Origin of the sequence: Paractinoplanes ferrugineus (genome assembly GCF_016862195.1) — a bacterium.
Taxonomy (GTDB): domain Bacteria; phylum Actinomycetota; class Actinomycetes; order Mycobacteriales; family Micromonosporaceae; genus Actinoplanes; species Actinoplanes ferrugineus.
Genome location: NZ_BOMM01000045.1, coordinates 53,450 through 75,778, shown reverse-complemented (window position 1 = coordinate 75,778; position 22,329 = coordinate 53,450). Strand labels below are relative to the sequence as shown.

General features: G+C 69.4%; 18 protein-coding genes and 1 pseudogene. 8 read left to right on the top strand and 11 right to left on the bottom strand.

The features are described 5' to 3' along the window. Positions 1 to 52 precede the first annotated feature (52 nt). From Afe05nite_RS24120 to Afe05nite_RS44960, 6 genes and pseudogenes are all read right to left on the bottom strand, one after another. A complete protein-coding gene (locus Afe05nite_RS24120; protein WP_203819457.1) occupies positions 53 to 1,336 on the bottom strand; it encodes a delta-60 repeat domain-containing protein in 1,284 nt (427 codons plus the stop codon). A gap of 55 nt (positions 1,337 to 1,391) precedes the next feature. Beyond that, a complete protein-coding gene (locus Afe05nite_RS24115) occupies positions 1,392 to 2,174 on the bottom strand; it encodes a hypothetical protein (RefSeq protein ID WP_203819456.1) in 783 nt (260 codons plus the stop codon). Between the two features lie 126 nt (positions 2,175 to 2,300). Further along, entirely contained in the window at positions 2,301 to 3,035 is a 735-nt protein-coding gene (locus Afe05nite_RS24110) for a hypothetical protein (protein WP_203819455.1), read from the bottom strand. Then, positions 3,032 to 3,538 (bottom strand): RDD family protein, encoded by a 507-nt coding sequence (locus tag Afe05nite_RS24105; RefSeq protein ID WP_203819454.1) that lies wholly within the window; start codon positions 3,536 to 3,538, stop codon positions 3,032 to 3,034. The genes Afe05nite_RS24110 and Afe05nite_RS24105 overlap by 4 nt, the downstream gene beginning before the upstream one ends. 123 nt (positions 3,539 to 3,661) lie before the next feature. Next, complete coding sequence (locus tag Afe05nite_RS24100) at positions 3,662 to 4,423, bottom strand: hypothetical protein (RefSeq protein WP_203819453.1); 762 nt, start codon at positions 4,421 to 4,423, stop codon at positions 3,662 to 3,664. A 1,225-nt stretch (positions 4,424 to 5,648) separates the two neighbouring features. Beyond that, positions 5,649 to 6,140: pseudogene (locus tag Afe05nite_RS44960) on the bottom strand (choice-of-anchor P family protein); the annotation flags it as partial. 189 nt (positions 6,141 to 6,329) lie between these two features. Between Afe05nite_RS44960 and Afe05nite_RS24090 the strand changes: the two are divergent. Genes Afe05nite_RS24090 through Afe05nite_RS24065 form a run of 6 tightly spaced genes read left to right on the top strand, consistent with a single transcriptional unit; the run spans position 6,330 to position 10,812 of the window. Continuing rightward, positions 6,330 to 6,884: an RNA polymerase sigma factor gene (locus Afe05nite_RS24090; RefSeq protein ID WP_203819451.1), complete on the top strand. Its 555-nt coding sequence runs from the start codon at positions 6,330 to 6,332 to the stop codon at positions 6,882 to 6,884. Further along, on the top strand, positions 6,881 to 7,654 hold the full coding sequence (locus Afe05nite_RS24085; RefSeq protein ID WP_203819450.1) for a hypothetical protein: 774 nt from the start codon (positions 6,881 to 6,883) through the stop codon (positions 7,652 to 7,654). The genes Afe05nite_RS24090 and Afe05nite_RS24085 overlap by 4 nt, the downstream gene beginning before the upstream one ends. Before the next feature lie 11 nt (positions 7,655 to 7,665). Next, entirely contained in the window at positions 7,666 to 8,463 is a 798-nt protein-coding gene (locus Afe05nite_RS24080; RefSeq protein ID WP_203819449.1) for an ABC transporter ATP-binding protein, read from the top strand. Further along, positions 8,460 to 9,752, top strand: a complete 1,293-nt coding sequence (locus Afe05nite_RS24075) for a hypothetical protein (protein ID WP_203819448.1) — start codon at positions 8,460 to 8,462, stop codon at positions 9,750 to 9,752. The genes Afe05nite_RS24080 and Afe05nite_RS24075 overlap by 4 nt, the downstream gene beginning before the upstream one ends. Next, positions 9,749 to 10,345: a hypothetical protein gene (locus tag Afe05nite_RS24070; RefSeq protein ID WP_203819447.1), complete on the top strand. Its 597-nt coding sequence runs from the start codon at positions 9,749 to 9,751 to the stop codon at positions 10,343 to 10,345. The genes Afe05nite_RS24075 and Afe05nite_RS24070 overlap by 4 nt, the downstream gene beginning before the upstream one ends. 47 nt (positions 10,346 to 10,392) lie before the next feature. Beyond that, positions 10,393 to 10,812 carry a nitroreductase family deazaflavin-dependent oxidoreductase gene (locus tag Afe05nite_RS24065; RefSeq protein ID WP_203819446.1) on the top strand — a complete coding sequence of 140 codons (420 nt, stop codon included), beginning with the start codon at positions 10,393 to 10,395 and terminating at the stop codon, positions 10,810 to 10,812. Here the strand turns inward: Afe05nite_RS24065 and Afe05nite_RS24060 are convergent. The 5 genes from Afe05nite_RS24060 to Afe05nite_RS24040 form a co-directional block, all read right to left on the bottom strand. Beyond that, complete coding sequence (locus Afe05nite_RS24060) at positions 10,809 to 11,171, bottom strand: MerR family transcriptional regulator (protein WP_203819445.1); 363 nt, start codon at positions 11,169 to 11,171, stop codon at positions 10,809 to 10,811. The genes Afe05nite_RS24065 and Afe05nite_RS24060 overlap by 4 nt on opposite strands. A 106-nt stretch (positions 11,172 to 11,277) precedes the next feature. Then, the gene (locus tag Afe05nite_RS24055) at positions 11,278 to 12,192 is read right to left on the bottom strand and encodes a carbohydrate ABC transporter permease (RefSeq protein ID WP_203819444.1); all 915 of its coding nucleotides are present in this window, start codon (positions 12,190 to 12,192) and stop codon (positions 11,278 to 11,280) included. Continuing rightward, positions 12,192 to 13,130, bottom strand: a complete 939-nt coding sequence (locus Afe05nite_RS24050) for a carbohydrate ABC transporter permease (RefSeq protein WP_203819467.1) — start codon at positions 13,128 to 13,130, stop codon at positions 12,192 to 12,194. Before Afe05nite_RS24050 ends, Afe05nite_RS24055 begins: the two co-directional genes overlap by 1 nt. A 151-nt stretch (positions 13,131 to 13,281) precedes the next feature. Next, the gene (locus Afe05nite_RS24045) at positions 13,282 to 14,655 is read right to left on the bottom strand and encodes an ABC transporter substrate-binding protein (RefSeq protein ID WP_203819443.1); all 1,374 of its coding nucleotides are present in this window, start codon (positions 14,653 to 14,655) and stop codon (positions 13,282 to 13,284) included. A 282-nt stretch (positions 14,656 to 14,937) separates the two neighbouring features. Continuing rightward, the gene (locus tag Afe05nite_RS24040) at positions 14,938 to 16,302 is read right to left on the bottom strand and encodes a UDP-glucose dehydrogenase family protein (RefSeq protein ID WP_203819442.1); all 1,365 of its coding nucleotides are present in this window, start codon (positions 16,300 to 16,302) and stop codon (positions 14,938 to 14,940) included. Between the two features lie 336 nt (positions 16,303 to 16,638). Here Afe05nite_RS24040 and Afe05nite_RS24035 point away from each other — a divergent pair, with 336 nt between their 5' ends. Both Afe05nite_RS24035 and Afe05nite_RS24030 read left to right on the top strand, forming a co-directional pair. Beyond that, positions 16,639 to 19,344, top strand: coding sequence for a cellulose binding domain-containing protein (locus Afe05nite_RS24035; RefSeq protein WP_203819441.1), 2,706 nt, complete (start codon positions 16,639 to 16,641; stop codon positions 19,342 to 19,344). A 33-nt stretch (positions 19,345 to 19,377) separates the two neighbouring features. After that, entirely contained in the window at positions 19,378 to 22,305 is a 2,928-nt protein-coding gene (locus tag Afe05nite_RS24030) for a glycoside hydrolase family 48 protein (RefSeq protein WP_344224726.1), read from the top strand. The last annotated feature ends 24 nt before the right edge of the window (positions 22,306 to 22,329 follow it).

Genomic DNA, 22,329 nt, shown 5'->3' with positions numbered 1-22,329 from the left:
AGAGCGGGCATTGGTACGAACTGACCATGTGATGGTCATCGGTCCGGCTGATCTATAAAGGGGGGAACAGTCCGAGCCGGCCGTGATATTCGTGGCCCAGTTCGTCGGTGTCGGAACCGACCAGCAGACCCTGCGGTACCGCGACGAAGGCCCGCACTCCATTGCCCCGCGCCCGCGTCGGATTCCACGGCAGTGCGCGGCCGGTGTCGGGGTCGACCGCGCCGATCCCCGGGCGCATCACGGCGCCGGGGCCGGGGGTGAAAACCGGCTTCTGGCCGGGGTACTTCACCTTGTGGCCGTACGGGTTGTCCAGGTAGAGCTGGTGGCCACCGAGGTAGACCGTGGCTCCGGTCACCGCCACGGCGAACAACGAGTTGCCGCCGGTGTGCTGCACCCAGACCGGGGCGTGCGGGCCCGGCCCGGACGTCTGGAAGCGGGCCGCCGCGTCGCACAGCTTCAGTGGCGAAGAGGTGCCGCCGGTGGACACCGCCACCAGGTAGGAGCCGTCGGGGGAGAACTTCACCTGGCGCACGTAGACGTCGTAGTCGGGGGCGCACGGCGGGGTGTAGGCGTCGGTGTACCAGTCGGTCAGCTGCGCGCCCGGACCGGAGACGTCGAACATGGCGATCTGGTCGCGGACGGCGGTGCCGGACCGGCGGATCGCGCCGACCGTCACCAGGCGCCGGCCGTCCGGCGAGAGGTCGAAGCTCTCGACGAACGTACGGGGGAAGCCGGGCGCCGACAGCTGGGCGTCGAAACCGGTGTCCACCGCGCCGGTGACGGCGTCCAGGCGGGCCAGGGCGGTACGCGGTACGCCGCTGACGGTGGTGAAGAAGCCACCGGCGTACAGGTAGCCGTCCCGTTGGGTCAAGGCCCGCACATCGCCGTAGGTGATCGCCGCGCGGAACTCCGTCTCCCGGCCGCCGGTCAGGGACAACCGGGTGAGGCCGCGCTGCCTGATGCCGTTGACCGTGGTGAACGTGCCGCCGGCGTAGACCGTGCCGGCCGGTCCGGCGGCCAGGGCGTGCACCGGACCGTCGAGGGTGGGCGCGAAGGCCCGGACCGTGCCGTCGAGCAGGTCGAAGGCGAAGATGTTCCGGCGGGTGTAGGTGGTGCGGCCGGAGCTGTCGCTGACCCTGGTGAAGTTGCCACCGGCGATCACGGTGCGGCCCACCACGGCCAATGCCCAGACGGTCCCGTCCAGCACGTGCGGCGTGTAGTCCACCGGGTTCTCGGACACCACCGCGGGCTGGGCGAGGTCGGCGGCGGACGGGGTGGCGGAACCGGTCGCGACGGCGATCACCGCGAGCAGGACGGCAAGCAAACGACGTGACATCGGTCGATCCCGGGCGCTGGAAGGTGTTGATCAAATCGATAAACGACGCGACCTCTCATTGAGGTACGGTCCAGGCCTTCGCGGTCACGTTGAGCACGCCTGTCTGGTTGTCGACGGTGATCGCGTCCACGGTCACGAAGACCAGCTTCTGGGTGGTGCCGGCGGCCGCCGCCTTGTCCTGTGACGTCACGATGCACAGTGTCATTCCGCGGGTGGGCGCCACCGGTGAGCGCCCCGGATCGGTGCGGATCGACTCGAGGCAGTCCTTCGGGGTGGCGGTGGCGCCGGGCACCTGGGCGAACGGAAGGTCTATGCCGATCTTCCCGGGGTCGCAACCGTCGTAGTCGAACTCGGCGTTCTCCGGCCCGACCCCCACTGTCGGCGGGTTGTCGAGGTCGACGTACATCCGTCCGCCGCTGTAGCCGCAGGACTTGGACCGGACGCGCAACTTCTCGCCCTCGTAGGCGACGTCGAACTTGGCCGTCGGGCTGATCTCGGTGGGCCCGGCCGTCGGTCCGGTGGCGGTCGGGTCGGGCGCCGGCTGATCGGTTCCGGTCGGGCCGGTGGTGGGCCGGTCGGTGGTGGGCGGTCCGGTCGGTGGCGGTCCGGTGGGGGGCGGTCCGGGCGGGGGCACCGGTCGCTCGTTGCGGGCGACGTTCGCGATGGTCACCGCGTCGTCGCTGCGGCCGAGCGCGAGTGCCGACATGACGACCGCGGCGACCCCGACCACCAGGGCGAACACCGCCACGACCAGGGTACCCACCAGCAGGCCGGCGCGCGGCCTGGCGCGGGCGGCGGGGGACGCGGCGGTGGGCATGGCCGGTCCGGCCGCCGGCACCTGGGGAAATGTCGCCGTGGGCACGGAGGCCGCGCCGCGGGGCGGCGGCTGGGCCGGAACCGGGCCGGACCGGGGCGGAATTGGTGGCTGCGGACTCGACACTGGCTCAGCTCCTCATCGATCGCGCTACATGTGGGAGAGGGTGGGGTTCTCGAAAGTGATCTCGCTGTCCGGCGATTGGCAGGTGAGTTGGATACGCATCGTGGTGGTGCCGGAGAACTGAGAGCTCAGGGGGACTGAGGCGGCCCCGGTGACGTTCTGGTTCGCCACCTCTTTGCCGTCCGAAAAGACCTTCACCTGCAGAAGGGAGTCGGTGTCGGGGGCCTTCGACACCCGTAGCCGAGCCGTCACGCCGGTGTAACGCCCGGCCAGGTCGTACTCGACCGTTCGCTGCCGGTCGGTGGCCTGCCCGCTGGCACAGGGCATGACGAGATCGCCGCCCGCCGGGTGGATGTTCGCGCCGCCCGCCGACGGTGCGAGCCGGCCGAGCGGCACCTGTCGACCACCGGTCGCCTGGGTCGCCCCCGTCGTGGCCGGCCCGGTCACGGCCGGCCTCGTCGTGGCCGGCCCCGTGGTGGCCGGCCCGGTCGTTGCGGTCGGCGCCGACCCGGTCGTGGCGACAGCGCCGGTGGTGCCGACGGGGCCCGGTGTCGGCTCGTCCGGTGCGTGCGGCTGCACCCAGGCGAAATAGGCGAACACCGCGGCCACCAGCGCGATCGCCACGCCCGCGCCGCCGAAGACGACCTGCATCCAGGTCGCCGCGTCCGCGGCCACCTTGCCCGCCGCCGGCCCGCCGCTCGCCGCCGCGGGGTCGCCGGCCGGTGCCGGACCGCTGCCCGCTGCCGCCGGTCCGCCGCTCACCGGTGCCGGACGATCGAGCCTGCCATCCGGTCGTGCAGCGTCCGCTGGCGGTCGCCGAAGACCATGAGGGCGTCGACCCAGAAGTAGATGCCGCAGCTGACCGCGTTCAGCAGCATCCCGAGCAGTCCCTCGATGACGAAGCAGCGCAGCGCCATCCGCCCCCAGTCGAACGCCTCGCCGGTGTTGGCGTCGGCGACCACCTGGCCGAGCAGCTGCTTGGCCGGTGTCTGTCCGTTCGACCAGGTGACCATCGACCAGATCAGCCAGCCGATGCCGAACGTCACCACCAGCAGCAGCGTGTCGAGCAGGCGTGCACCGAGCCGGCCGGCCGCGGAGACGAGGGCGGGCTGGAATTGCGTCGGATAGGAAAGCTGCGCCGCTGGATATTGCGCCACCGGCATCGGCTGATAGGGCTGCACGGCATATCCGGCCGGCTGTTCCGGCCGGGCCTCGTAATATGGTTGCGGCGCCGGCCGGTCATGGGGGTCGAACGGCTGATTCATGATGATCGTGCGCCCCTTTTTGGATCATCGCATTCCCGGCGATGTATTCGATGAGGCACCAACGCTGATTGAGAAGTCGGGTCCGTTCAATCCCTCGTCCGGATGTTCACTCGAACCGGTCGGTCAGTGGTGCGGGGCGCGGCCCGCGGCGTGCCGGGGCCGGTAGGGGTCTTTCGGAATGACGGCCATCAGGAGTGCGCCCATTCCCGCCAGCAGGGCGGCCAGAGTGGCCAGGCCGGTCACCTGGCTGCCGGTCACCGCCAGGTCGCGGCCACCGTCCAGGGCGGCCAGCTCGAACTCGACAGTGGTGGCGTTGTCGGCCGCGTTGCCCTCGGTGCTGCTGGTGGCGATCGTGACCGTCATGGTCCGGGTGCCGGGGTGGGCGTGCCCGGTCGCGGTCAGCGTCAGCCAGAGCTCGCTCCGGCGCAACGCCGGCGCGTCCGGGGCCTGGCAGGTCACCGTCCGGCCGGTGGTCGTGCACGCCACGGTTCTGATCGCGGTGGCGGCGGCGATCTTCGACTCGGTGTTCAGTCGGGCCGCGGCGCTGCGCACCGTGACGCCGGGCGGCGGGACCAGGGTGAAACGTACGTTCTCGGCGGTCTGCGTGCCCTCGTTGGCGTAGGGGATCCGTATGCGTAACGGGGTTCTGCTCGTCAAGGACCGCGCCGGCTCGGCTCGATGGACGGCGAGGTTCACCGCGTGGCGCCCCACGACCAACGGGGGGATGGGCACGTCGGCGGCGTCGTCGCATTTGCCGTCGGGGGCGGCGGTGTCGAGGGCCGCGTCGACGCACCCGCCGGCGAGTTTCTTGCCCGGGTCGATTCCCTCGGGGACCACCACCGGCAGCTCGATCCTCGCGGGGAGGTCCACGGCGCAGAGCACCACGCTCGGTGTGTCGCCCGGACGGCAACCGCCGGGCAGCGGGCCGGGCCTGGTGTCCGGCGGCAGGACGATCCGGGCCTCGTAGGCGCCTTGGCCGGACAGGCTGATCGGCAGCAGCGGGGCCGAGCGTGACCGGCACGCTCATGGTCACCGAGCCGCCGGCCGGCACGGTCACGCCCGTGCAGCCGGTCACGCCGCACGTGCCGCCGCCGGAGGTGGTGATCGGGCCCAGGCTGTAACCGGCCGGTGCGGCCGGGATCGCGACGGTGACCGGGTTCGCGGGCTGCACGCCGGCGTTCGCGACCTGGATCGCCGCCGTCACCTGCGTGTCGCCCGGAGTGGCGGTGGCCGGGACGAGCGTGACGGTCTTCAGATAGACGTCCGGGTCGCCGATCGTCAGCAGCCGGCCGGCTCCGGACACGACGGTGCCGTTGAGGTCGGCGGTGACGCCGGTGAGATCCCAGGTGGTGCCGACGGTCGCGCTGAGGGGGGCGGTGGCCGTCACGGTGACCGGTGCCGACCCGCCGGCCGGGACGGTCACGCCGGTGCACACGATGGTGGCGGCGCCGACGGTGCACGGCGTGCCACCGGCCGAGGCGTCGACGGTGACGCCCGAGGGTTTGGCGCTGAGCGGAACAGTGACCGTGGCGGCGGCGTCGGACGGCCCCTGGTCGGCCACGGTCACGGTGGTGGTGGACGTCTTCCCGGCGTACAGGATCATCGGGGTGACCGTGACCGAACCGCCCGTGCTGGACCGGGGCTGGGCGTTGACCAGCGGGCCGGAACCGGTGATCGTCATGGTCGCGGCGGACCCGGCGATCGGCGTGCTCGTCGCACTGATCTCGCCGGCCGCCGCCACCCAGTTCGGGGCCGCGCCGGGGGCGCTCGCGGGCCGCCGCACCGGCAGCGTGACCTGCACACTTCCACTGCCCGGCACGGTCACCCCGGAGCAGATCACCAAGGCCGGGTCGGTCGTGGTGCAGGTGCCGCCGCCGGTCACCGTCGGGGGTGTGTCCAGCACGTACGCCGACGGGGGTTTCGGGATCTTGATGGTGGTGCCCGGGGCCGCGACGTCGCCGGTGTTCGTGACCGTGACGACCGGGGAGCCGGACTGCCCGGGGGCGAGGGCGACGGGGGTGGTGCTCGCGGTGCCCAGCTTGACGATGCCGGAGCAGGTCGCCTCGGCCGCCACCACCGTGCCGTTCGCCACCACCCCGAGGCCGCTGAGCAGGTCGATGTCCAGGGCGCGGACGGTGTGGTCGAGGCGCCCGGTGGCGGGATCCCAGGTGGCGGTGCGCTTGTTGACGGTCGCGGTGAGCACGCCGGGGAGGCCGACAGCCAGGTTGACGGCGGGGTTGAGGACACTCTGCCCGGCGAGTTTGAGGTTGGTGACGTCGACGTTCGTGGTGATGCCGGTGGCGGTCATCTGGCAGGACGCGGCGAGCCCGTCGACGGCGAGGGCGTTGTTGAGCAGGTTGAGGCCGGCGACCTTGCCCTCGGCCATCCCGCCGCCGGCCGCCGGGGCCGCCTTGGCGGTGGCCGCGCCGACGTAGATGAGCTTCGGGATCAGCGGTGGCAGCAGGTCCACGGCGAGGGTGGCATCGGAGCTGACGCTCCCGCCGGTGGTCCAGCTGCGCCGGACCGGCAGTTGCAGGTCGATCGGGAGGGCACCATTGAGCAGACCGATATAGACGCGGGCGCCGAGCGCGGTGGTCGTCATGGGGTCGGCTGCCGCGGGTGCCGCGCCCGGAACCAGGACGATCACCAGCGCCAGCGCGAATGCCACTATTCGGCTGTAAGCCCGCACATGACTAGTTTTCGCTTTTACCGCCCTCGTAAGCAGACCTTTGTAGAAAGTGACCCACGTCACACATCCGGGCGCGTCCCCGGCGAGAGGGCCGTCGTCTTGATGTTTGTGAAACGAAGTCTGGAAGCGGCCGACGAGGGTGAGCTCGTGCGCCGCACGGCCGGGGGAGACCGGCGTGCGTTCGACGAGCTCTACCGGCGCACGTCGCCGTGGCTGCTCACCCGCCTTCGCCGCCGGTGTGCCGACGACGACGTCGTCGCCGACGTGATGCAGGAGACCTACCTGTCCGTCTGGCGGGCTGCGGGCAGCTACGCCGGTTCGGGGTCGGGCAGTGCGGTCGGCTGGCTCTGGACCATCGCGGCGCACCGGCTCGTCGACGCGTTCCGGCGGCGGGCCCGGCTCAACGACATGCCGGCGGTGCCGCTCGCCGAGACGGTCGCGCCGGCCGCCGAGGACGAGGTCCTGGCCGGCAGCGTCGGCCACGAACTCGAGAAGGCGCTGCTGGAACTGCCCCCGGAGGCACGGCAGGTGTTGCGGGCGATGGTTCTCGACGGCCTGTCCGTGCGGGAGACGTCGACGCTGCTGGGAGTGCCGGAAAGCACCGTCAAGTCACGTGCCCGGCGAGCTCGGATCGCACTGAGGGAGGCCCTGTCATGACGACGCATCCGAGCCCTGCGGTCATCGCCCGCTACGCCGACCCGGGCACCGACCTCGACGAGGTCACCGCCTGGTCGGTCGAGGTGCACCTGGAGGACTGCGCCGCCTGCCGGGCCCGGCTCGGCGGTCGCGACGACCTGCTCGAGCGGGTCGCGGCGGGGGTGGCCGCGGGCATCGCCGCCGGGCCCGCCCCGATGCGGCACCGCCGGCTGCGCAACCGCTGGCTGGTCTGGCACATGGTGCCGTGGCTGATCATGTCGGTGTCGGTGCTGGCCTGCGCCGTCCTGCTCCAGGCGGCTCAGCCGAGCGTCCCGCTGGTCTCGCTGCTCGCACCGGTGGCCCCGCTGCCGGGGGTGGCGATGGCCTGGAGCCGGCGCCACGACCCGGCCTGGGAGCTGATCTCCGCCACCCCCAAGGCCGGCCTGGCCATGCTGTTGCGGCGCACCGCCGCCGTGCTGGGCGTGATCATCCCGGCGCTCGCCCTGGCCAGCACCCGCACCGGCGTCTCACTGGCGGTCACGCTGCTGCCCTGTCTGGCCTTCTGCGCCGCCACCATCGTGCTCGGCGCCTTCGTCGGCGTCTACCGGGCCGCCGTCGGGCTCGGTGCCGCCTGGGTGCTGGCCGTGGTCGTGCCCGCGATCGTCACCGTGCATACGCCCGTCGTGCTGGGCCCCGGCAGCGCCCTCGTCTGGGCGCTGCTCACCCTGGTCCTGGGCGTTCTCGCCGCGACCCGGGCCACCAACTTCCGCCGGCTTTCCAGCCACAACTGAGGGGAAACAAGATGCGTACGGTGAGCGCGGCCGAAACGGCCCCCACCACCTATGCCTGGGCGGTCGAGGCCGCCGGGCTGCATGTGAAGGCCGGTCGCCATCTGGCCGTCGACGGTCTCGACCTGCGCCTCGGCACCGGCGTGCACGCTCTGCTCGGGCCGAACGGGGCGGGCAAGACCACCCTGATGCGGGCCCTGGCCACGGTGATCAAGCCCGCCGGCGGCACCCTGACCCTGCTCGGCGAGGCCGTCGACGGACGCGCCGACCTGCGCCGGGTGCGCCGCGGGCTGGGTTACCTGCCCCAGCAGTTCGGCTTCTACCCGCGCTTCACGGTGCGCGAGTTCGTCGAATACATGGCCTGGCTCAAGGAGATGCCGAAGGCCGAGATCCCCGGCGCGGTGCAGCGCGCGGTCGACCGGGTCGGCCTCGCCGCCAAGGCGAACGCCCGGATGAAGACGCTGTCCGGTGGCATGCTGCGCCGGGCCGGCATCGCCCAGGCGATCGTCAACGACCCGGCCGTGCTGCTGCTCGACGAGCCCACCGTCGGCCTCGACCCGGAGCAGCGCCTCGACTTCCGCGAGCTGCTGCGCGACGTCGGCGTCGACAGCTGTGTGCTCGTCTCCACCCACCTGGTCGAGGACGTCGTGGCCGCGTGCACCGACGTCGTCGTGATGAACGAGGGCCGCCTCGTCTTCGACGGCCCGGTGGATCAGATGATCGAGCAGGGTGGCGAGGGCGACGCCGGCGACAGCGCGGCCGAGCGCGGCTACTCCGCACTGGTCCGCCGCCACCGGAAGGCGACCCGATGAACCGCGTTTTGGGCATCGAACTGCGCCGCTCGGCGGCCATCACCACCGCCCTGCTGGTCCTCGTCATCGGCACCGTCGCGCTCTACTTCGCGGCCGGGGTCGAGTTCGCCGACGGCTGGGTGCAACTGGCCATGTCGCAACGCCTCTACCTGGCCCTGCTGTGGCCGCTCGCCCTGGCCGCGGGCGCCTGGCAGTCGAGTCGTGACCACCGCTCGCGGGTGGGGGAGTTGTTCGCCAGCACGCCGCGGCCCCTGGCGAACCGGACGGTGCCGGCGGTCAGCGCGATGGCCATCGCGGTGGTGTGCGGCTACCTGGCGATGGGAATCGCGGGCGCCGTGTGGATCATCGGCACCGCCCGCTACTTCCCGCTCACCGTCTTCGTGGTCACCGCCGTCGGCGCGTTGTCGCTGATCGGAGCCGTCTGGCTGGGCATGGCGGTCGGCCGTCTGCTGCCCTCGCTCGTCACCGCCCCCGCGCTCGGCATCGCCGGCCTGGCCCTGCTGCTGCTGATTCCCCGCGCGACCCGGCCGCACGGCTGGCTCGCCCTGGTGTTCTCCCCGATCTACGAGATGAACCTGCCGGACGCGTACGCGACGGTCCCCGGCCGGGCCAGCGCGTCCCAGGCCCTGTGGCTGGGCGGCTTGGCGATCACCGCGGTGATGCTGCTCGCCTCGAACGGCTGGCGCCTGCGCGTCGCGGCGGTCCTGCCGGTCGCGCTCGGTGCCGCACTGGCCATCGCGGTCATGCCCCACCAGAACCGCTACGTGATCGGCGCGGTCGACCCGGTGGCGAGGGAACTGGTGTGCGCCGCGGACGAACCCCGGGTGTGCGCCGGACGGGTCCACTCCGGACTGCTGGACGAGATCGTGCCACCCGCCCGCGAGGCCCTGACGGTGCTGGCGAAGCTGCCGGCGGCCCCGGCCAAGGTGCACGAGGACACCACCACGTTCTTCCCCGACATCTTCCCGCAGTGGCACGACGACGTCGTCCTGGTGCGGATGAACGCCGACGAGTTGCCGTCGACCGCCGACATCGTGGCCGCCGCCTTCAACACCCCGCCACAGTGCGACCACAGCGCCGACCCGGTGCAGAAGCTGGCCGCCGCCTACTGGCTGCTGGGTCGCGAACCGGTCGGCTCCGGCCCCTCCGACCCGGCTCAGGTGAGCGAGTCGGTGGCCCTCTGGCAGACGCTGCGGGCCCAGCCCGCCGACCAGGTGCGCGAACGCGTCGTCGCGCTGCGCCAGGCCGCCCTCTCGTGCGGCTCCGTCGAGGGAGTACTCGAAAAATGAGGTGGCTGACTCTCTACCTGCGTTCCCGCGGCGCACCGGCGGCGCTGACCGGCGCCGTCGGCTGCACCGCACTCATGTGGACCCTGTGGTCGGTGTCCTCGAAAGAGCGCACAGTCGGCGTGCAGATGGTCGTGTTGACCGTCCTGTTCCTGGTCGCGCTGCTCACCGCCAGCTTCGGCGGCCCCGACGACGCCCTCGACAGGACGGCCGCCCTGCGCTGGGCCCCGAGGCGGGCCGCCCACCTCCTGGCCGCCGTCGCCGTCGTGGTCGGCCTGCTGCTGCTCACGCTGGGCACAGACGCCGGCTTCGGCCCGGCGTGGCTGGTGGTGCGCGACGCCGGCGGCCTGCTGGGCCTCACCGCTCTCGGCGCCGTCGTCCTCGGCCCGGCCCGCTCCTGGTTCCTGCCGCTCGGCTGGACCCTGCCCGCCACCATGTTCCCCCAGTCCGAGCCCCTGGTCGGCCGGGTCCTGACGTGGCAGACCCAGGAACCCGCGAGTACCGCCGCAGCCGTGCTCGCGGGCGTGCTGGCCCTCGCCGGCCTGGTCGCCTACGCGAGCGCGGGACCGGCGCCGCGAGCCCCCGCCGAGGCCTGAGCCGGTGGTCGACGGCCTCCGGGGGCGCGCGGGCGTAGGGTCGGGACATGACATCTGCTGTCGAACTGCATGGCGATCCGCACGTCGAGCGCTACCTCGAGACCAACGGCGAGGACGGCTATCACTGGCGGAACGGGACGACCATTCTGATCCTGTTCACCACGGGCCGTAAGACCGGCGAGCAGCGGTCGCACGCGCTGATCTACCGGGAGTACGACGGGTCCTACCTCGTCGTCGCGTCCAAGGGCGGGACGCCGGAGCCGCCGGCCTGGTTCCTGAACCTGTCCGCGGACCCGAACGTCGAGGTGCAGATCAAGGGTGACCGTTTCCGGGCGACCGCGCGGGTGGCCACGGCGGCGGAGAAGCCGGACATGTGGGCCAAGATGGTCGAGGTCTGGCCCGACTACGACCAGTATCAGACGAAGACCTCGCGGGAGATCCCGGTGGTCGTTCTCGACCGCGCCTAGGCGAGATCACCCGGGCGGGCGCCCCAGCGCATCGCGGCCAGCTGGTCCCGCAGAGCGGCCGTGCGCGCCTCGGCCTCGGTGACCAGCGCCTCGGCCACCCGCGCCCAGTCCGCCGGCTGCGGATCGCGGGGGAGCGTCGCGAAGACCTCGGCGATCTCCCGCACGGTCAGGCCGACCCGCTGGGCCATCCGGGCGACCCGGATGCGACACGCCGCGCTCTCATCGAACCGTCGTTGGTCACCCTGGGTGCGGACGGCGGCGACCACACCGTGTTGTTCGTAGAAGCGTACGGCGGACGCCGCCACGCCGCTCTGGGCCGCAACCTCGCCGACGGTCTTGGTGTACGCGGTGATGGTCATGCCACATCCTGCGCCCGGGTCGGGGTGGACTTCAATATCGGTCGAACCCGCGACACGCCGAAAGGCCGCGTCCGATCCGGACGCGGCCTTTCGGCGTGGAGAAAACCTAGCCCTTGACGCTTCCGGCCAGCAGACCCCTGACGAAGTAGCGCTGGAGCAGCAGGAACACCGTCACCGGGACGAGGATCGAGACGAACGCGCCGGCCGACAGGAGCTGCCAGGCGGTGCCTCTCGTGCCGCTCAGGTTGGCCAGCTGCAGGGTGATCGGTGCGACCTCGTTGCCGCCGCCGGCGAAGACCAGGGCGACCAGCAGGTCGTTCCAGACCCACAGGAACTGGAAGATGCCGAACGCCGCCAGAGCCGGAGTGAGCAGCGGCAACATGACTCGGAAGAAGATCGACACGTGGCCGGCGCCGTCGATGCGCGCCGCCTCGATCAACCCCGCGGGGATCTCCTTCATGAAGTTGTGCAGCAGGTAGATCGCCAGGGGCAGGGCGAACGTCGAGTGGGCCAGCCACAGCGTCCAGAACGTGCCGGTCAAGTGCAGCTTCACGAAGATCTCGAGGACCGGGATCAGGGTGACCTGCAGGGGCACGATCTGGAGCGCGAAGATGGCCAGGAACAGGAAGTTCTTGCCCTTGAACTCGATCCAGGCGAACGCGTAGGCCGAGAGCGACGCCAGCGCGAGGGGGATCAGCACCGCGGGGATGCAGATCACCAGCGAGTTGACGAAGAAGTCGGCCATGTTGACGCCGCCGTCGGCGCCGAAGACGGCCTTGTAGTTGTCGAAGGTGACCTGGGGGTCGCTGAAGAACGTCCACCAGCCGGTGCGTTTGATCGCGCGCTCGGGCCGGAACGACGAGACCAGCAGGCCGAACGTGGGAATCGTCCACAGCACCGCGATGACGATCGCGGCCAGCGACGCCCACGGCGAGCTGAGCTTCTTCTTGGCGACCGCGGACGCGGACAGCTGCTTCGGCGTGATCTCCGGGCCGGTCGTCAGCGGAGTGACGATGCTCATCATGCCCCCTGACGGACCTGGCGGATGTTGTACGCGACGATCGGGATGACCAGGATGAACAGCAGCACCGCGAGGGCGGCGCCGAGACCCTGGTTGTCCGCTCGGAACGTCTGGCTGTAGAACTCGTTGGCCACGACGTTGGTCTTGAACTGGCCGCCGGTCATGGTGCGGACGATGTCGAAGACCTTCAGCGTGCCGATACCGATCGTGGTGAGCACGACCACGACGGTCGGGCGCACGCTCGGCAGCGTGATGCTCCGGAACATGCTCCACGCGTTGACGCCGTCGAGGCGGGCGGCCTCGACGATGTCGTCCGGGATCGCCTTGATCGCCGCCGACAGGATGGTCATCGCGAAGCCGGCCTGGATCCAGATCATCACGATGATCAGCAGGAACGTGTTGAGGGGCGACTCGATCAGCAGCTGCACCGGCTTGCCGCCGAGCCAGACGATGATCTGGTTGATCAGGCCGATCTGCTTCACGCTGCCCTGGTCGGGGCGGTACTCGTACATGAACTTCCAGATGACCGAGGCCGCCACGAAGGAGATCGACATCGGCAGGAAGATCAGGGCCTTGGCGAACGACTCCATCCGGGACTTGTCGACCAGGATCGCGTAGACCAGGCCGACCGCGGTCGCCACGAACGGGGTGAAGACGACCCAGAACACCGTGTTGCGCAGAACGGTGAGCTCGTCCTCGTTGGTGAAGATCGTCTTGTAGTTGTCGAACCCGATGAAGGCGTTGCCGGCCGCGTCGAAGAACGACTCGTAGATGGTGCGGAGACCGGGGTAGACGAGACCGATGAGCAGCATCAAGACGGCCGGGAGGAGGTAGATGTACCCCACCCACTTGTCGCCGTTCTTGCCGCGGCCGAGTCGTCCCGCGATGAAAAGGATGACGCCCATGATCGCTGCGAACAGCAGTAGGGCGGCGAGCATCTGTAACAGCTTGCCTGGGGTGGTGGAGGCGGTGTTGAACACGCGACCCGTACCTCCTTTGTTGCTATGTGGTGGTGGTGAGAGAGGGTGAGGCCGGCCGGGAGATTGTTACGCCTCCCGACCGGCCTTGGGTAGATCTATTCAGTTCGGATTACTTCTTCGGCCAGGCCTTTTCGATGTTGTCCACCGTGGTCTTGGTGTCCTGGCCGGTGATCCAGCTGGTCGCCTGCTTCCAGAACGCGTCCGAGCCGACGGCCGCGGGCATCTGGTCGGAACCGTCGAACCGGAACTGGGTGGCCGGGTCGAGCAGGATCTTGGCCGCGAGCTGGTCGATCGGGCTGGTCAGGTTGTTCGGGTCGAGACCCTTGTTGGCCGAGACCCAGCCGCTGGACAGCTTGGCCTTGGTGTTGGCCCAGGTGTCGGAGGACAGGTAGGTCTGGAACGCCTTGACCTCGGGACGGTCCGCGAACGACAGGACGAACTCGCCGCCGCCGAGAACCGGCTTGGTGGTCGCGTCCTTGCCGGGCAGGTAGAACGCGAAGACGTCGCCGTCCTGCGAGACCTTGGTGCCCTTGGGCCAGTTGGCCGCGTAGAAGCTCGCCTGGCGGTGCATCTCGCACTGGCCGTCGAGGATCGGCAGGCCGGCGTCCTGGAACGTGGTGGTCGCGATGCTCTTGACGTCGCCGAGACCACCGTTGACGTACTTGTCGTTCTTCAGGTAGCCGCCGACAGCGTCGAGGGCCGCGGTCGGCTCCGGGCTGTTGAACGCGATCTGGTGGTTGACCCACTTGTCGTACTCGTCCACGCCCGCGGTGCGGAGCATGAAGTCTTCCATCCAGTCGGTGACCGGCCAGCCGGTCGCGTCACCCGAGGAGATGCCCGCGCACCACGGCTTCTTGCCGTCGGCGACCATCTTGTCGCTGAGGGCCTTGAGCTGGTCGAGGGTGGTGGGGACCTCGTAGTTGGAGTCCTTGAAGTCCTTCGGCGAGTACCACACCAGCGACTTCACGCTCGCGCCCAGCGGCGCGGCGTAGAACTTGCCGTCGATGGTGGCGTAGGCCTTCCAGTCCTTGCCCCAGAACTTGTCGACGTTGGCCGAGACCTCGTCCGGCGCCACGACCGCCTTGCCGGTGGCCACGAGCTGCTTGAGCAGGCCGGGCTGGGGCACGATGGCGAGGTCCGGCGGGTTGCCGGCCTTGGCCCGGACCAGGATCTGGGTCTCGAAGGACTTGTCGCCCTCGTACTTCACCGTCGCGCCCGTGCAGGTCTCGAAAGGCTTGTACGAGTTGATGTGCGGCGTGTCCTCAGGAGTGACGATGCCCGTGTAGATGGAGACCGTCTTGCCCTTGATGTCGCCGAACTTCGTGTATGGCGCACAGTCGATCGCCGACGCCGAGGCGTTCGACGAGGTGTCGCTGTCGGAGTCGTCGCTGCCGCCGCAAGCTGCGATGCTGAGAACCAGCCCGGCACTGAGCGTGCCGGCGAGCGCGGCCCGGAAACGCGGGCTCCTAGGTTGACCGAACATACCGCTCCCTATGTCAAATCGCGCCTCCGACGTCCGAAGACGTCGCCGTCCGAAGCGCTACTTGGCTCACAGTCAAGAGGTAACCGGGACGTTGCGCAATGATTTCCGCTCGATCGACTCGGTAACGATACGGCAGCGGCGATCTGGCACCTTAACCGGTTAAGGGAGAACTGCTGGTCACACCCCCAAAGCCCCTGACCAGACCCTAGACGCAGGCCGGCCGGCCCGCTGGATATCTGGGATATCCGGCGAGACGGCCGGGGTGTCTGGGCTGAAACGGGCTTATCCGGCGATTGCCAAGTATTTGTAGCCGAGCCGGGCCATCCGCTCGCTGTCCAGCACATGCCGGCCGTCCAGCAGGATCGGCGTGCGCATGAGGCCGACGAACTTGCCCCAGTCCAGTTCGAGGTACTGCGCCCACTCGGTGACCAGCACGACCGCGTCGCAGTCGTCGAACAGGTCGTCGAGCGACTCGCGCAGGTAGGGCGCGAGCTCGGGCTGTTCACGCTGGAAGCGCTCGCCGGCGATCGGGTCGTGCAGCCGCACCCGGGCGCCGCGGGCGATCAGCAGGTTGGCGATGTCGAGCGCCGGCGAGTCGCGCAGGTCGTCGGTGTTGGGCTTGAACGCGATGCCGAGCAGGCCGATCTTGCGGCCCTTGAGGATGCGCAGCTCGTCCTGCAGGCGCTCGACCGCGATGAGCCGCTGCCGGTCGTTGACCTCGCGGGCGGCCTGCACGATCGGCATCGAGTAGTTGTACTCGGCCGCGGTGGCGATCAGGGCCTTGGTGTCCTTGCCGAAGCAGGACCCGCCCCAGCCGACGCCGGCCTGCAGGAAGCGCGAGCCGATCCGCTGGTCGAGACCCATGCCCCGGGTCACCTCGGTGATGTCGGCGCCCACCTTGGCGGCGAGCTGGCCGATCTCGTTCGCGTAGCTGATCTTCAGCGCCAGGAACGCGTTGGCCGCGTACTTGATGAGTTCGGCCGAGGCGAGGTCGGTGGAGACCAGCGGGACCGCGCCGATGTCGTCGGGGCGCGGCGAGAAGCTCGGCGCCGTGAACGTCTGGTTGATGATCGGCCGATAAAGCTGGTTGAGCACCTGCAGGCCGCGCGGATTGTCGGAGCCGATCACGATTCGGTCGGGGAAGAGCGTGTCGTGGATCGCATTGCCCTCGCGCAGGAACTCGGGATTGGAGGCCACCGAGAATTCGCAGCCCTCGGGCCGGTCGGTGCGCTGCGCGAACGACTCGCGAAGAATCGCGTCGACCCAGTTGCCGCTGCCGATCGGCACGGTCGACTTGTTGACCACGACGGTGAAGTCGTGGTCGAGGTTCTGCGCCACGCTCTCCGCGGCCGAGCGCAGATAGCGCAGGTCGGGGCTGCCGTCGTCGGCCGACGGGGTCTGCACTGCGACGAAGACCACATCGGCGCCGGGCACCGCCTCGGCGTAGCTGGTGGTGAACGTCAGATTGGCGGCGGCCTCGGACAGCAGGTCGTCCATTCCCGGCTCGTAGATGGGGCACCGGCCCGCGGTGAGCATGTCGACCTTCTGCTGATCCAGATCGACGCAGGTCACCTCATGCCCGAGGAACGCGAGACTGACCCCGGTAGTAAGGCCGACATAGCCCGTACCGACAACGCAAACCTTCATGCAACGCTCCTCCACCGCCGGTCCGATCCGCTGACCGGACCGTGGATACCCCGGTGTCGTCCTGGCAATCAACGCCAGGATGATACACAGCGCCGAAAACACCTGAACGTCCCGTTGGTTGACGGTAAGTGTTCGGCCCATTTCAAGGCGTTGCTGAACGTTTAAGCGATTGAGTTCAGTCAATTCATTGCGGTTAGCGCGAAAAGCATTTCCGAAAAGCGCCCGTAGATTCAGCATTGTCAACTCGATGTTTCCAGGGCTTGACAGCGATGTGTCTCAGGCCGGACGCTTCTGGGAGCGCTCCCATGTGCACGTACGTCTATGGAAGGTGCCCGGATGAGAAGGGTAGCCATCGGGGCGAGCATCGCCGCCCTGTTAGCCGGGGTGGTGGCGGTCGCCCTGGCCTCGCCCAACACGGCGTCGGCGACCGCGGCCGACCCGTACAACTGGAAGAACGTCCGGATCGACGGGGGTGGCTTCGTCCCGGCCATCGTCTTCAACCCGGGCGAGAAGAACCTGATCTACGCCCGCACCGACATCGGTGGCGCCTACCGATGGAACGAGGCCGGCCAGAGCTGGACCCCGCTGCTCGACTGGGTCGGCCAGAACAACTGGGGCTACAACGGCGTCCTGTCCATCGCGCCCGACCCGGTCGACACCAACCGGGTCTATGCGGCGGTCGGCATGTACACCAACGACTGGGATCCGAACAACGGCGCCATCCTGCGCTCCTCGGACAAGGGAAACACCTGGCAGATCACCACGCTGCCGTTCAAGAACGGCGGCAACATGCCCGGCCGGGGCATCGGTGAGCGGCTCGCCGTCGACCCGAACAACCACAAGAACGTGTACTTCGCCGCCGAGGGCGGCAACGGCCTCTACCGCAGTACCGACTACGGCGTGACGTTCAGCAAGGTCACCAGCTTCCCGAACGTCGGCAACTACGTGCAGGACGCGTCCGACACCAACAACTACCTCAACCAGAACCAGGGTCTGAGCTGGGTCACGTTCGGCGCCGCCAACCGCATCTTCGTGGGTGTCGGGGACAAGGCCAACCCGCTCTACACGTCGGCCGACGGCGGCACCACCTGGACCCGCGTCGCCGGTCAGCCCACCGGTTACCTCGCCCACAAGGGCGTCGTCCAGGGCGACTACCTCTACATCGCCACCAGCGACACCGGCGGACCGTACGACGGCGCGGCCGGCCAGGTCTGGAAATACCAGATCTCGACCGGGACCTGGACCAACATCACCCCGACCCCGACGGCGGACGCCTACTACGGCTACTCCGGCCTCACGGTCGACACCCTGCACCCGGGCACGCTGATGGTCGCCACCCAGATCTCCTGGTGGCCGGACGCGATCTTCTTCCGCAGCACCGACAACGGGGCCACCTGGACCCGGGCCTGGGACTGGACCAGCTACCCCAGCATGTCCAAGCGCTACACCATGGACATCTCGGCCAACCCCTGGCTGGACTTCAACACCAACCCGCAACCGCCGGAGTCCACCCCGAAGCTCGGCTGGATGAACGAGTCCCTCGCGATCGACCCGTACAACTCCGACCGGATGTTCTACGGCACCGGCGCCACCGTCTACGGCACGTCGAACCTGACGAACTGGGACGCCGGCACCAAGATCACGATCAAGCCGGTCGCCAAGGGCCTCGAGGAGACGGCCGTCCTCGACCTCGCCGCTCCGCCGACCGGTGCACCGCTGGTCAGCGCGCTCGGTGACATCAGCGGCTTCTACCACGCGTCACTCGACGCGGTGCAACCCAGCTTCCACGACACCCCGACGCTGAGCAGCAACACGTCCCTCGACTTCGCCGAACTCACGCCCACAGTGTTCGCGCGAGTCGGGAACGCCGACGCTGCCCCGCACATCGGCATCAGCACCGACGGCGGCAAGAACTGGTACCAGGGCCAGGAACCGTCCGGGGTGACCGGCGGCGGAACCATCGCGGTCGGTGCCGACGCCGGCGCCATGGTCTGGTCGCCGCAGGGCACCGGGGTCTACTACTCGACCACCCGAGGCAGCTCGTGGACCGCGTCGACGGGGATTCCCACCGGGGCGATCGTCGAATCGGACCGGGTCAACCCCAAGACCTTCTACGCGTACGCGGCGGGGAAGTTCTACACGAGCAAGGACGGCGGCGCGACGTTCACCGCGTCCTCGGTGTCGCTGCCGACCACGGGCCGGTTGCACCTCAAGGCCGTCCCGGGCACCGCGGGTGAGGTCTGGGTCGCCGGGGAGACGGGGCTGTTCAAGTCGACCGACTCCGGCACCACCTTCACCAAGGTCACCTCGGTGACGTCCGGCATCAACGTCGCCTTCGGCAAGGCCGCACCGGGCCAGAGTCACAAGGCGATCTTCCTGGTCGGCACGGTCGACGCGGTCACCGGCGTCTTCCGCTCCGACGACGGCGGCACCAGCTGGGTGCGGATCAACGACGACGCCCACCAGTACGGCAACATGGGCGACGCGCTGGCCGGCGACCCGAACGTGTTCGGCCGGGTCTACCTGGGCACCAACGGCCGCGGGATCCTCTACGCGGACCGGACCACGACGGCCACGACGCCACCGACCACGTCCCCGACGAGCACGCCGACCGCGAGCCCGACGGTCAGTCCCACGGTCAGCCCGACAGTCAGCCCGACTGTCAGCCCGACTGTCAGCCCGACTGTCAGCCCGACCACCGGCCCGACCGTCACCCCGACCACCGGGGCGTCGGGCTGCACCGCCACCTACAAGGTCACCGGCGCGTGGAGCGGTGGCATGCAGGGTGAGGTGACAGTCCAGAACACCGGCGGCACGGCCACCAAGAGCTGGACCGTGGGCTGGAACTTCACCGGCGGCCAGACCATCTCGCAGGTCTGGAACGGCACCGGCACCCAATCCGGCACGACGGTCAAGGTCGTCAATGCCGGCTATAACGGCACGCTCGCCACGAACGGCACCACCACGTTCGGCTTCCTGGCGGGTCTGACCGGCACCACCAACCCGGTTCCCTCCCCGATCACCTGCTCAGCGACCAGCTGAGCCAACTCCCCAACCCCCACGAAAGGAACTCCCGTGCTCCCACGAGAGAGACGTCTGAGGCGTTTACGCCGAGGGCTCGCTGTCGCCGGCACCACCGTCCTCGGTGCCGGCGTGGCCCTGGCCGCAGGTGCGCCAGCGCACGCCGCGGCCGGCTGCACCGTCGTCTACAAGGTGCAGAGCCAGTGGTCCGGCGGCTTCACCGGAGACATCCAGATCACCAACGCCGGTGACCCGGTGAGCAGCTGGAAACTCGAGTACGACTTCCCCGACTCGGCTCAGAAGGTGTCGCAGGGCTGGAACGGCACCTACACCCAGTCGGGCCGGCACGTCACGGTGAACAGCGCCGGCTGGAACGGCAGCATCGGCACCAACGCGACCGTGGGTACCGGCTTCAACGGCACCTTCGGCTCGGCCAACCCGGTGCCGACGGCGTTCAGCCTCAACGGCACCGCCTGCAACGGGGCGGTGGCCGCGCCCACCGTGGCGATCAGCTCGCCGGCGTCCAACACCCGCTACACGGCGCCGGCCTCCATCCCGATCAGCGCGACCGCGACGGCGGCCTCCGGGCAGACGATCAGCAAGGTCGAGTTCTACCACGACGGCCTGCTGCTCAACACCGACACGACCGCGCCGTACTCGTACGCCTGGACCGGGGTGCCGGCCCAGACCGCCGCCTACCACTTGCAGGCGGTCGCGTACGACAGTGCCGGCACCAAGAGCAACACGGCCGACGTGCCGGTGTTCGTCGACGCCAGCACCCTGCCGGCGATCGTCGCGGACGCCACCGGCGTGACCGTCTCGCCCGGTGACAGCTCGACCTTCAAGCTGGCCCTGTCGGCCGCGCCGACCACCAGCGTGACCGTGACGCTGGCCCGGACCGCGGGGGCGACCACGGTCTCCGCGACACCGGCCACGCTGACGTTCACTCCGTCGAACTGGAGCACCGGCCAGACCGTCACGGTCGCCGCCACCAGTGCGGCCACCAGCGGCACCAACGCCACCTTCTCGGCCACCGCGACCGGCTACACGGCCGCGACGGTGACCGCGAACGTGGTCACCGCCGGTGCGGTCGACGCCCGGTTCACCCAGATGTACAACGACATCAAGAACCCGTCCAACGGCTACTTCAGCCCCGAGGGCGTGCCCTACCACTCGATCGAGACGCTCATCGACGAGGCGCCGGACCAGGGTCACGAGACCACGTCCGAGGCGTTCAGCTACTGGCTGTGGCTGGAGGCCGAGCACGGCTCCACCACCCAGGACTGGGCGCCGTTCAACTCGGCCTGGTCGACGATGGAGAAGTACATCATCCCGTCGCACGCCGACCAGCCCACCAACGCCAACTACAACCCGGCGAAGCCGGCGACGTACGCGGCCGAGCACCCGCTGCCGTCGCAGTACCCGTCGCAGCTGGACTCCAGTGTCTCGGTCGGCACCGACCCGCTGGCGGCGGAGCTGAAGAGCGCGTACGGCACCGACGACATCTACGGCATGCACTGGCTGATGGACGTCGACAACACCTACGGCTTCGGCCACTGCGGTGACGGCACCACCCGTGTCGCCTACATCAACACCTTCCAGCGCGGCCCGCAGGAGTCCACCTTCGAGACCGTGCCGCAGCCGTCCTGCGACACGTTCAAGTCCGGCGGCCCGAACGGCTACCTGGACCTGTTCACCAAGGACAGCAGCTACGCCAAGCAGTGGAAGTACACCAACGCGCCGGACGCTGACTCGCGTGCCATCCAGGCGGCGTACTGGGCGTACACCTGGGCCACCCAGCAGGGCAAGGCCTCGCAGATCTCCACCTCGGTGGCGAACGCCGCCAAGATGGGCGACTACCTGCGCTACTCCTTCTACGACAAGTACTTCAAGCAGCCCGGTTGTACCTCGACCAGCTGCCCCGCGGGCACCGGCAAGAACGCGTCGAACAACCTGATGTCCTGGTACTACGCCTGGGGCGGCGCCTACGACACCAGCGCGGGCTGGGCGTGGCGGATCGGTTCCAGCGTCGACCACTTCGGCTACCAGAACCCGATGGCGGCGTACGTCCTGTCCAACGTCAGCGCGTTCACCCCGAAGGGCGCGACCGCGAAGTCGGACTGGCAGGCGACCCTGAACCGGCAGCTCGAGTTCTACCAGTGGCTGCAGTCCTCCGAGGGGGCCATCGCCGGTGGCGCCACCAACAGCTGGGACGGCAGCTACTCGGCCCCGCCGGCCGGCACCCCGACGTTCTACGGCCTGTCCTACGTCGAGGCACCGGTCTACGAGGACCCGCCGTCCAACCAGTGGTTCGGCATGCAGACCTGGTCGCTGGAGCGCCTGGCCGAGTACTACTACACGACCGGTGACACCAAGGCCAAGACCGTGCTCGACAAGTGGGTCACCTGGGCCCTGGCCAACTCCACCATCAGCGCCACCAGCTTCGAGATCCCGTCCGACCTGGGCTGGTCGGGCAAGCCGGCGACCTGGACCCCGTCCAGCCCGGCGGCGAACACCGGCCTGCACGTCACGGTCAAGAGCAAGGGCACCGACCTCGGTGTGGCCGGCTCGTTCGCCAAGCTGCTGACCTACTACGCCGCCAAGTCCGGTAACACGGCGGCCAAGACGGCGGCGAAGAACCTGCTCGACGCGATCTGGACGCACAAGGACGCGAAGGGCGTCTCGGTCACCGAGACCCGCGCCGACTACAACCGGATGGACGACGTCTACAACGCCTCCACCGGCCAGGGTCTCTACATCCCGCCGGGCTGGACCGGCAAGATGCCGAACGGCGACGTGATCGCCCCCGGCAAGTCCTTCCTGGACATCCGCTCCTGGTACAAGAACGACCCGGACTGGCCCAAGGTCCAGGCGTACCTCGACGGCGGTGCCGCCCCCACGTTCAACTACCACCGTTTCTGGGCGCAGGTCGACGTCGCCACCGGCTACGCCGACTTCGCCCGGCTGTTCCCGAACGGCTGAGAGGAGGAACCGTGAGAAGAAAGA

Excerpts from the sequence above, each read along its gene's own strand:
- Afe05nite_RS24120 (WP_203819457.1), bottom strand. The coding sequence starts at position 1,336 with ATGTCACGTCGTTTGCTTGCCGTCCTGCTCGCGGTGATCGCCGTCGCG.
- Afe05nite_RS24105 (WP_203819454.1), bottom strand. The coding sequence starts at position 3,538 with ATGAATCAGCCGTTCGACCCCCATGACCGGCCGGCGCCGCAACCATAT.
- Afe05nite_RS24090 (WP_203819451.1), top strand. The coding sequence starts at position 6,330 with ATGTTTGTGAAACGAAGTCTGGAAGCGGCCGACGAGGGTGAGCTCGTG.
- Afe05nite_RS24085 (WP_203819450.1), top strand. The coding sequence starts at position 6,881 with ATGACGACGCATCCGAGCCCTGCGGTCATCGCCCGCTACGCCGACCCG.
- Afe05nite_RS24080 (WP_203819449.1), top strand. The coding sequence starts at position 7,666 with ATGCGTACGGTGAGCGCGGCCGAAACGGCCCCCACCACCTATGCCTGG.
- Afe05nite_RS24075 (WP_203819448.1), top strand. The coding sequence starts at position 8,460 with ATGAACCGCGTTTTGGGCATCGAACTGCGCCGCTCGGCGGCCATCACC.
- Afe05nite_RS24070 (WP_203819447.1), top strand. The coding sequence starts at position 9,749 with ATGAGGTGGCTGACTCTCTACCTGCGTTCCCGCGGCGCACCGGCGGCG.
- Afe05nite_RS24065 (WP_203819446.1), top strand. The coding sequence starts at position 10,393 with ATGACATCTGCTGTCGAACTGCATGGCGATCCGCACGTCGAGCGCTAC.
- Afe05nite_RS24060 (WP_203819445.1), bottom strand. The coding sequence starts at position 11,171 with ATGACCATCACCGCGTACACCAAGACCGTCGGCGAGGTTGCGGCCCAG.
- Afe05nite_RS24055 (WP_203819444.1), bottom strand. The coding sequence starts at position 12,192 with ATGAGCATCGTCACTCCGCTGACGACCGGCCCGGAGATCACGCCGAAG.
- Afe05nite_RS24050 (WP_203819467.1), bottom strand. The coding sequence starts at position 13,130 with ATGCTCGCCGCCCTACTGCTGTTCGCAGCGATCATGGGCGTCATCCTT.
- Afe05nite_RS24045 (WP_203819443.1), bottom strand. The coding sequence starts at position 14,655 with ATGTTCGGTCAACCTAGGAGCCCGCGTTTCCGGGCCGCGCTCGCCGGC.
- Afe05nite_RS24040 (WP_203819442.1), bottom strand. The coding sequence starts at position 16,302 with ATGAAGGTTTGCGTTGTCGGTACGGGCTATGTCGGCCTTACTACCGGG.
- Afe05nite_RS24035 (WP_203819441.1), top strand. The coding sequence starts at position 16,639 with ATGAGAAGGGTAGCCATCGGGGCGAGCATCGCCGCCCTGTTAGCCGGG.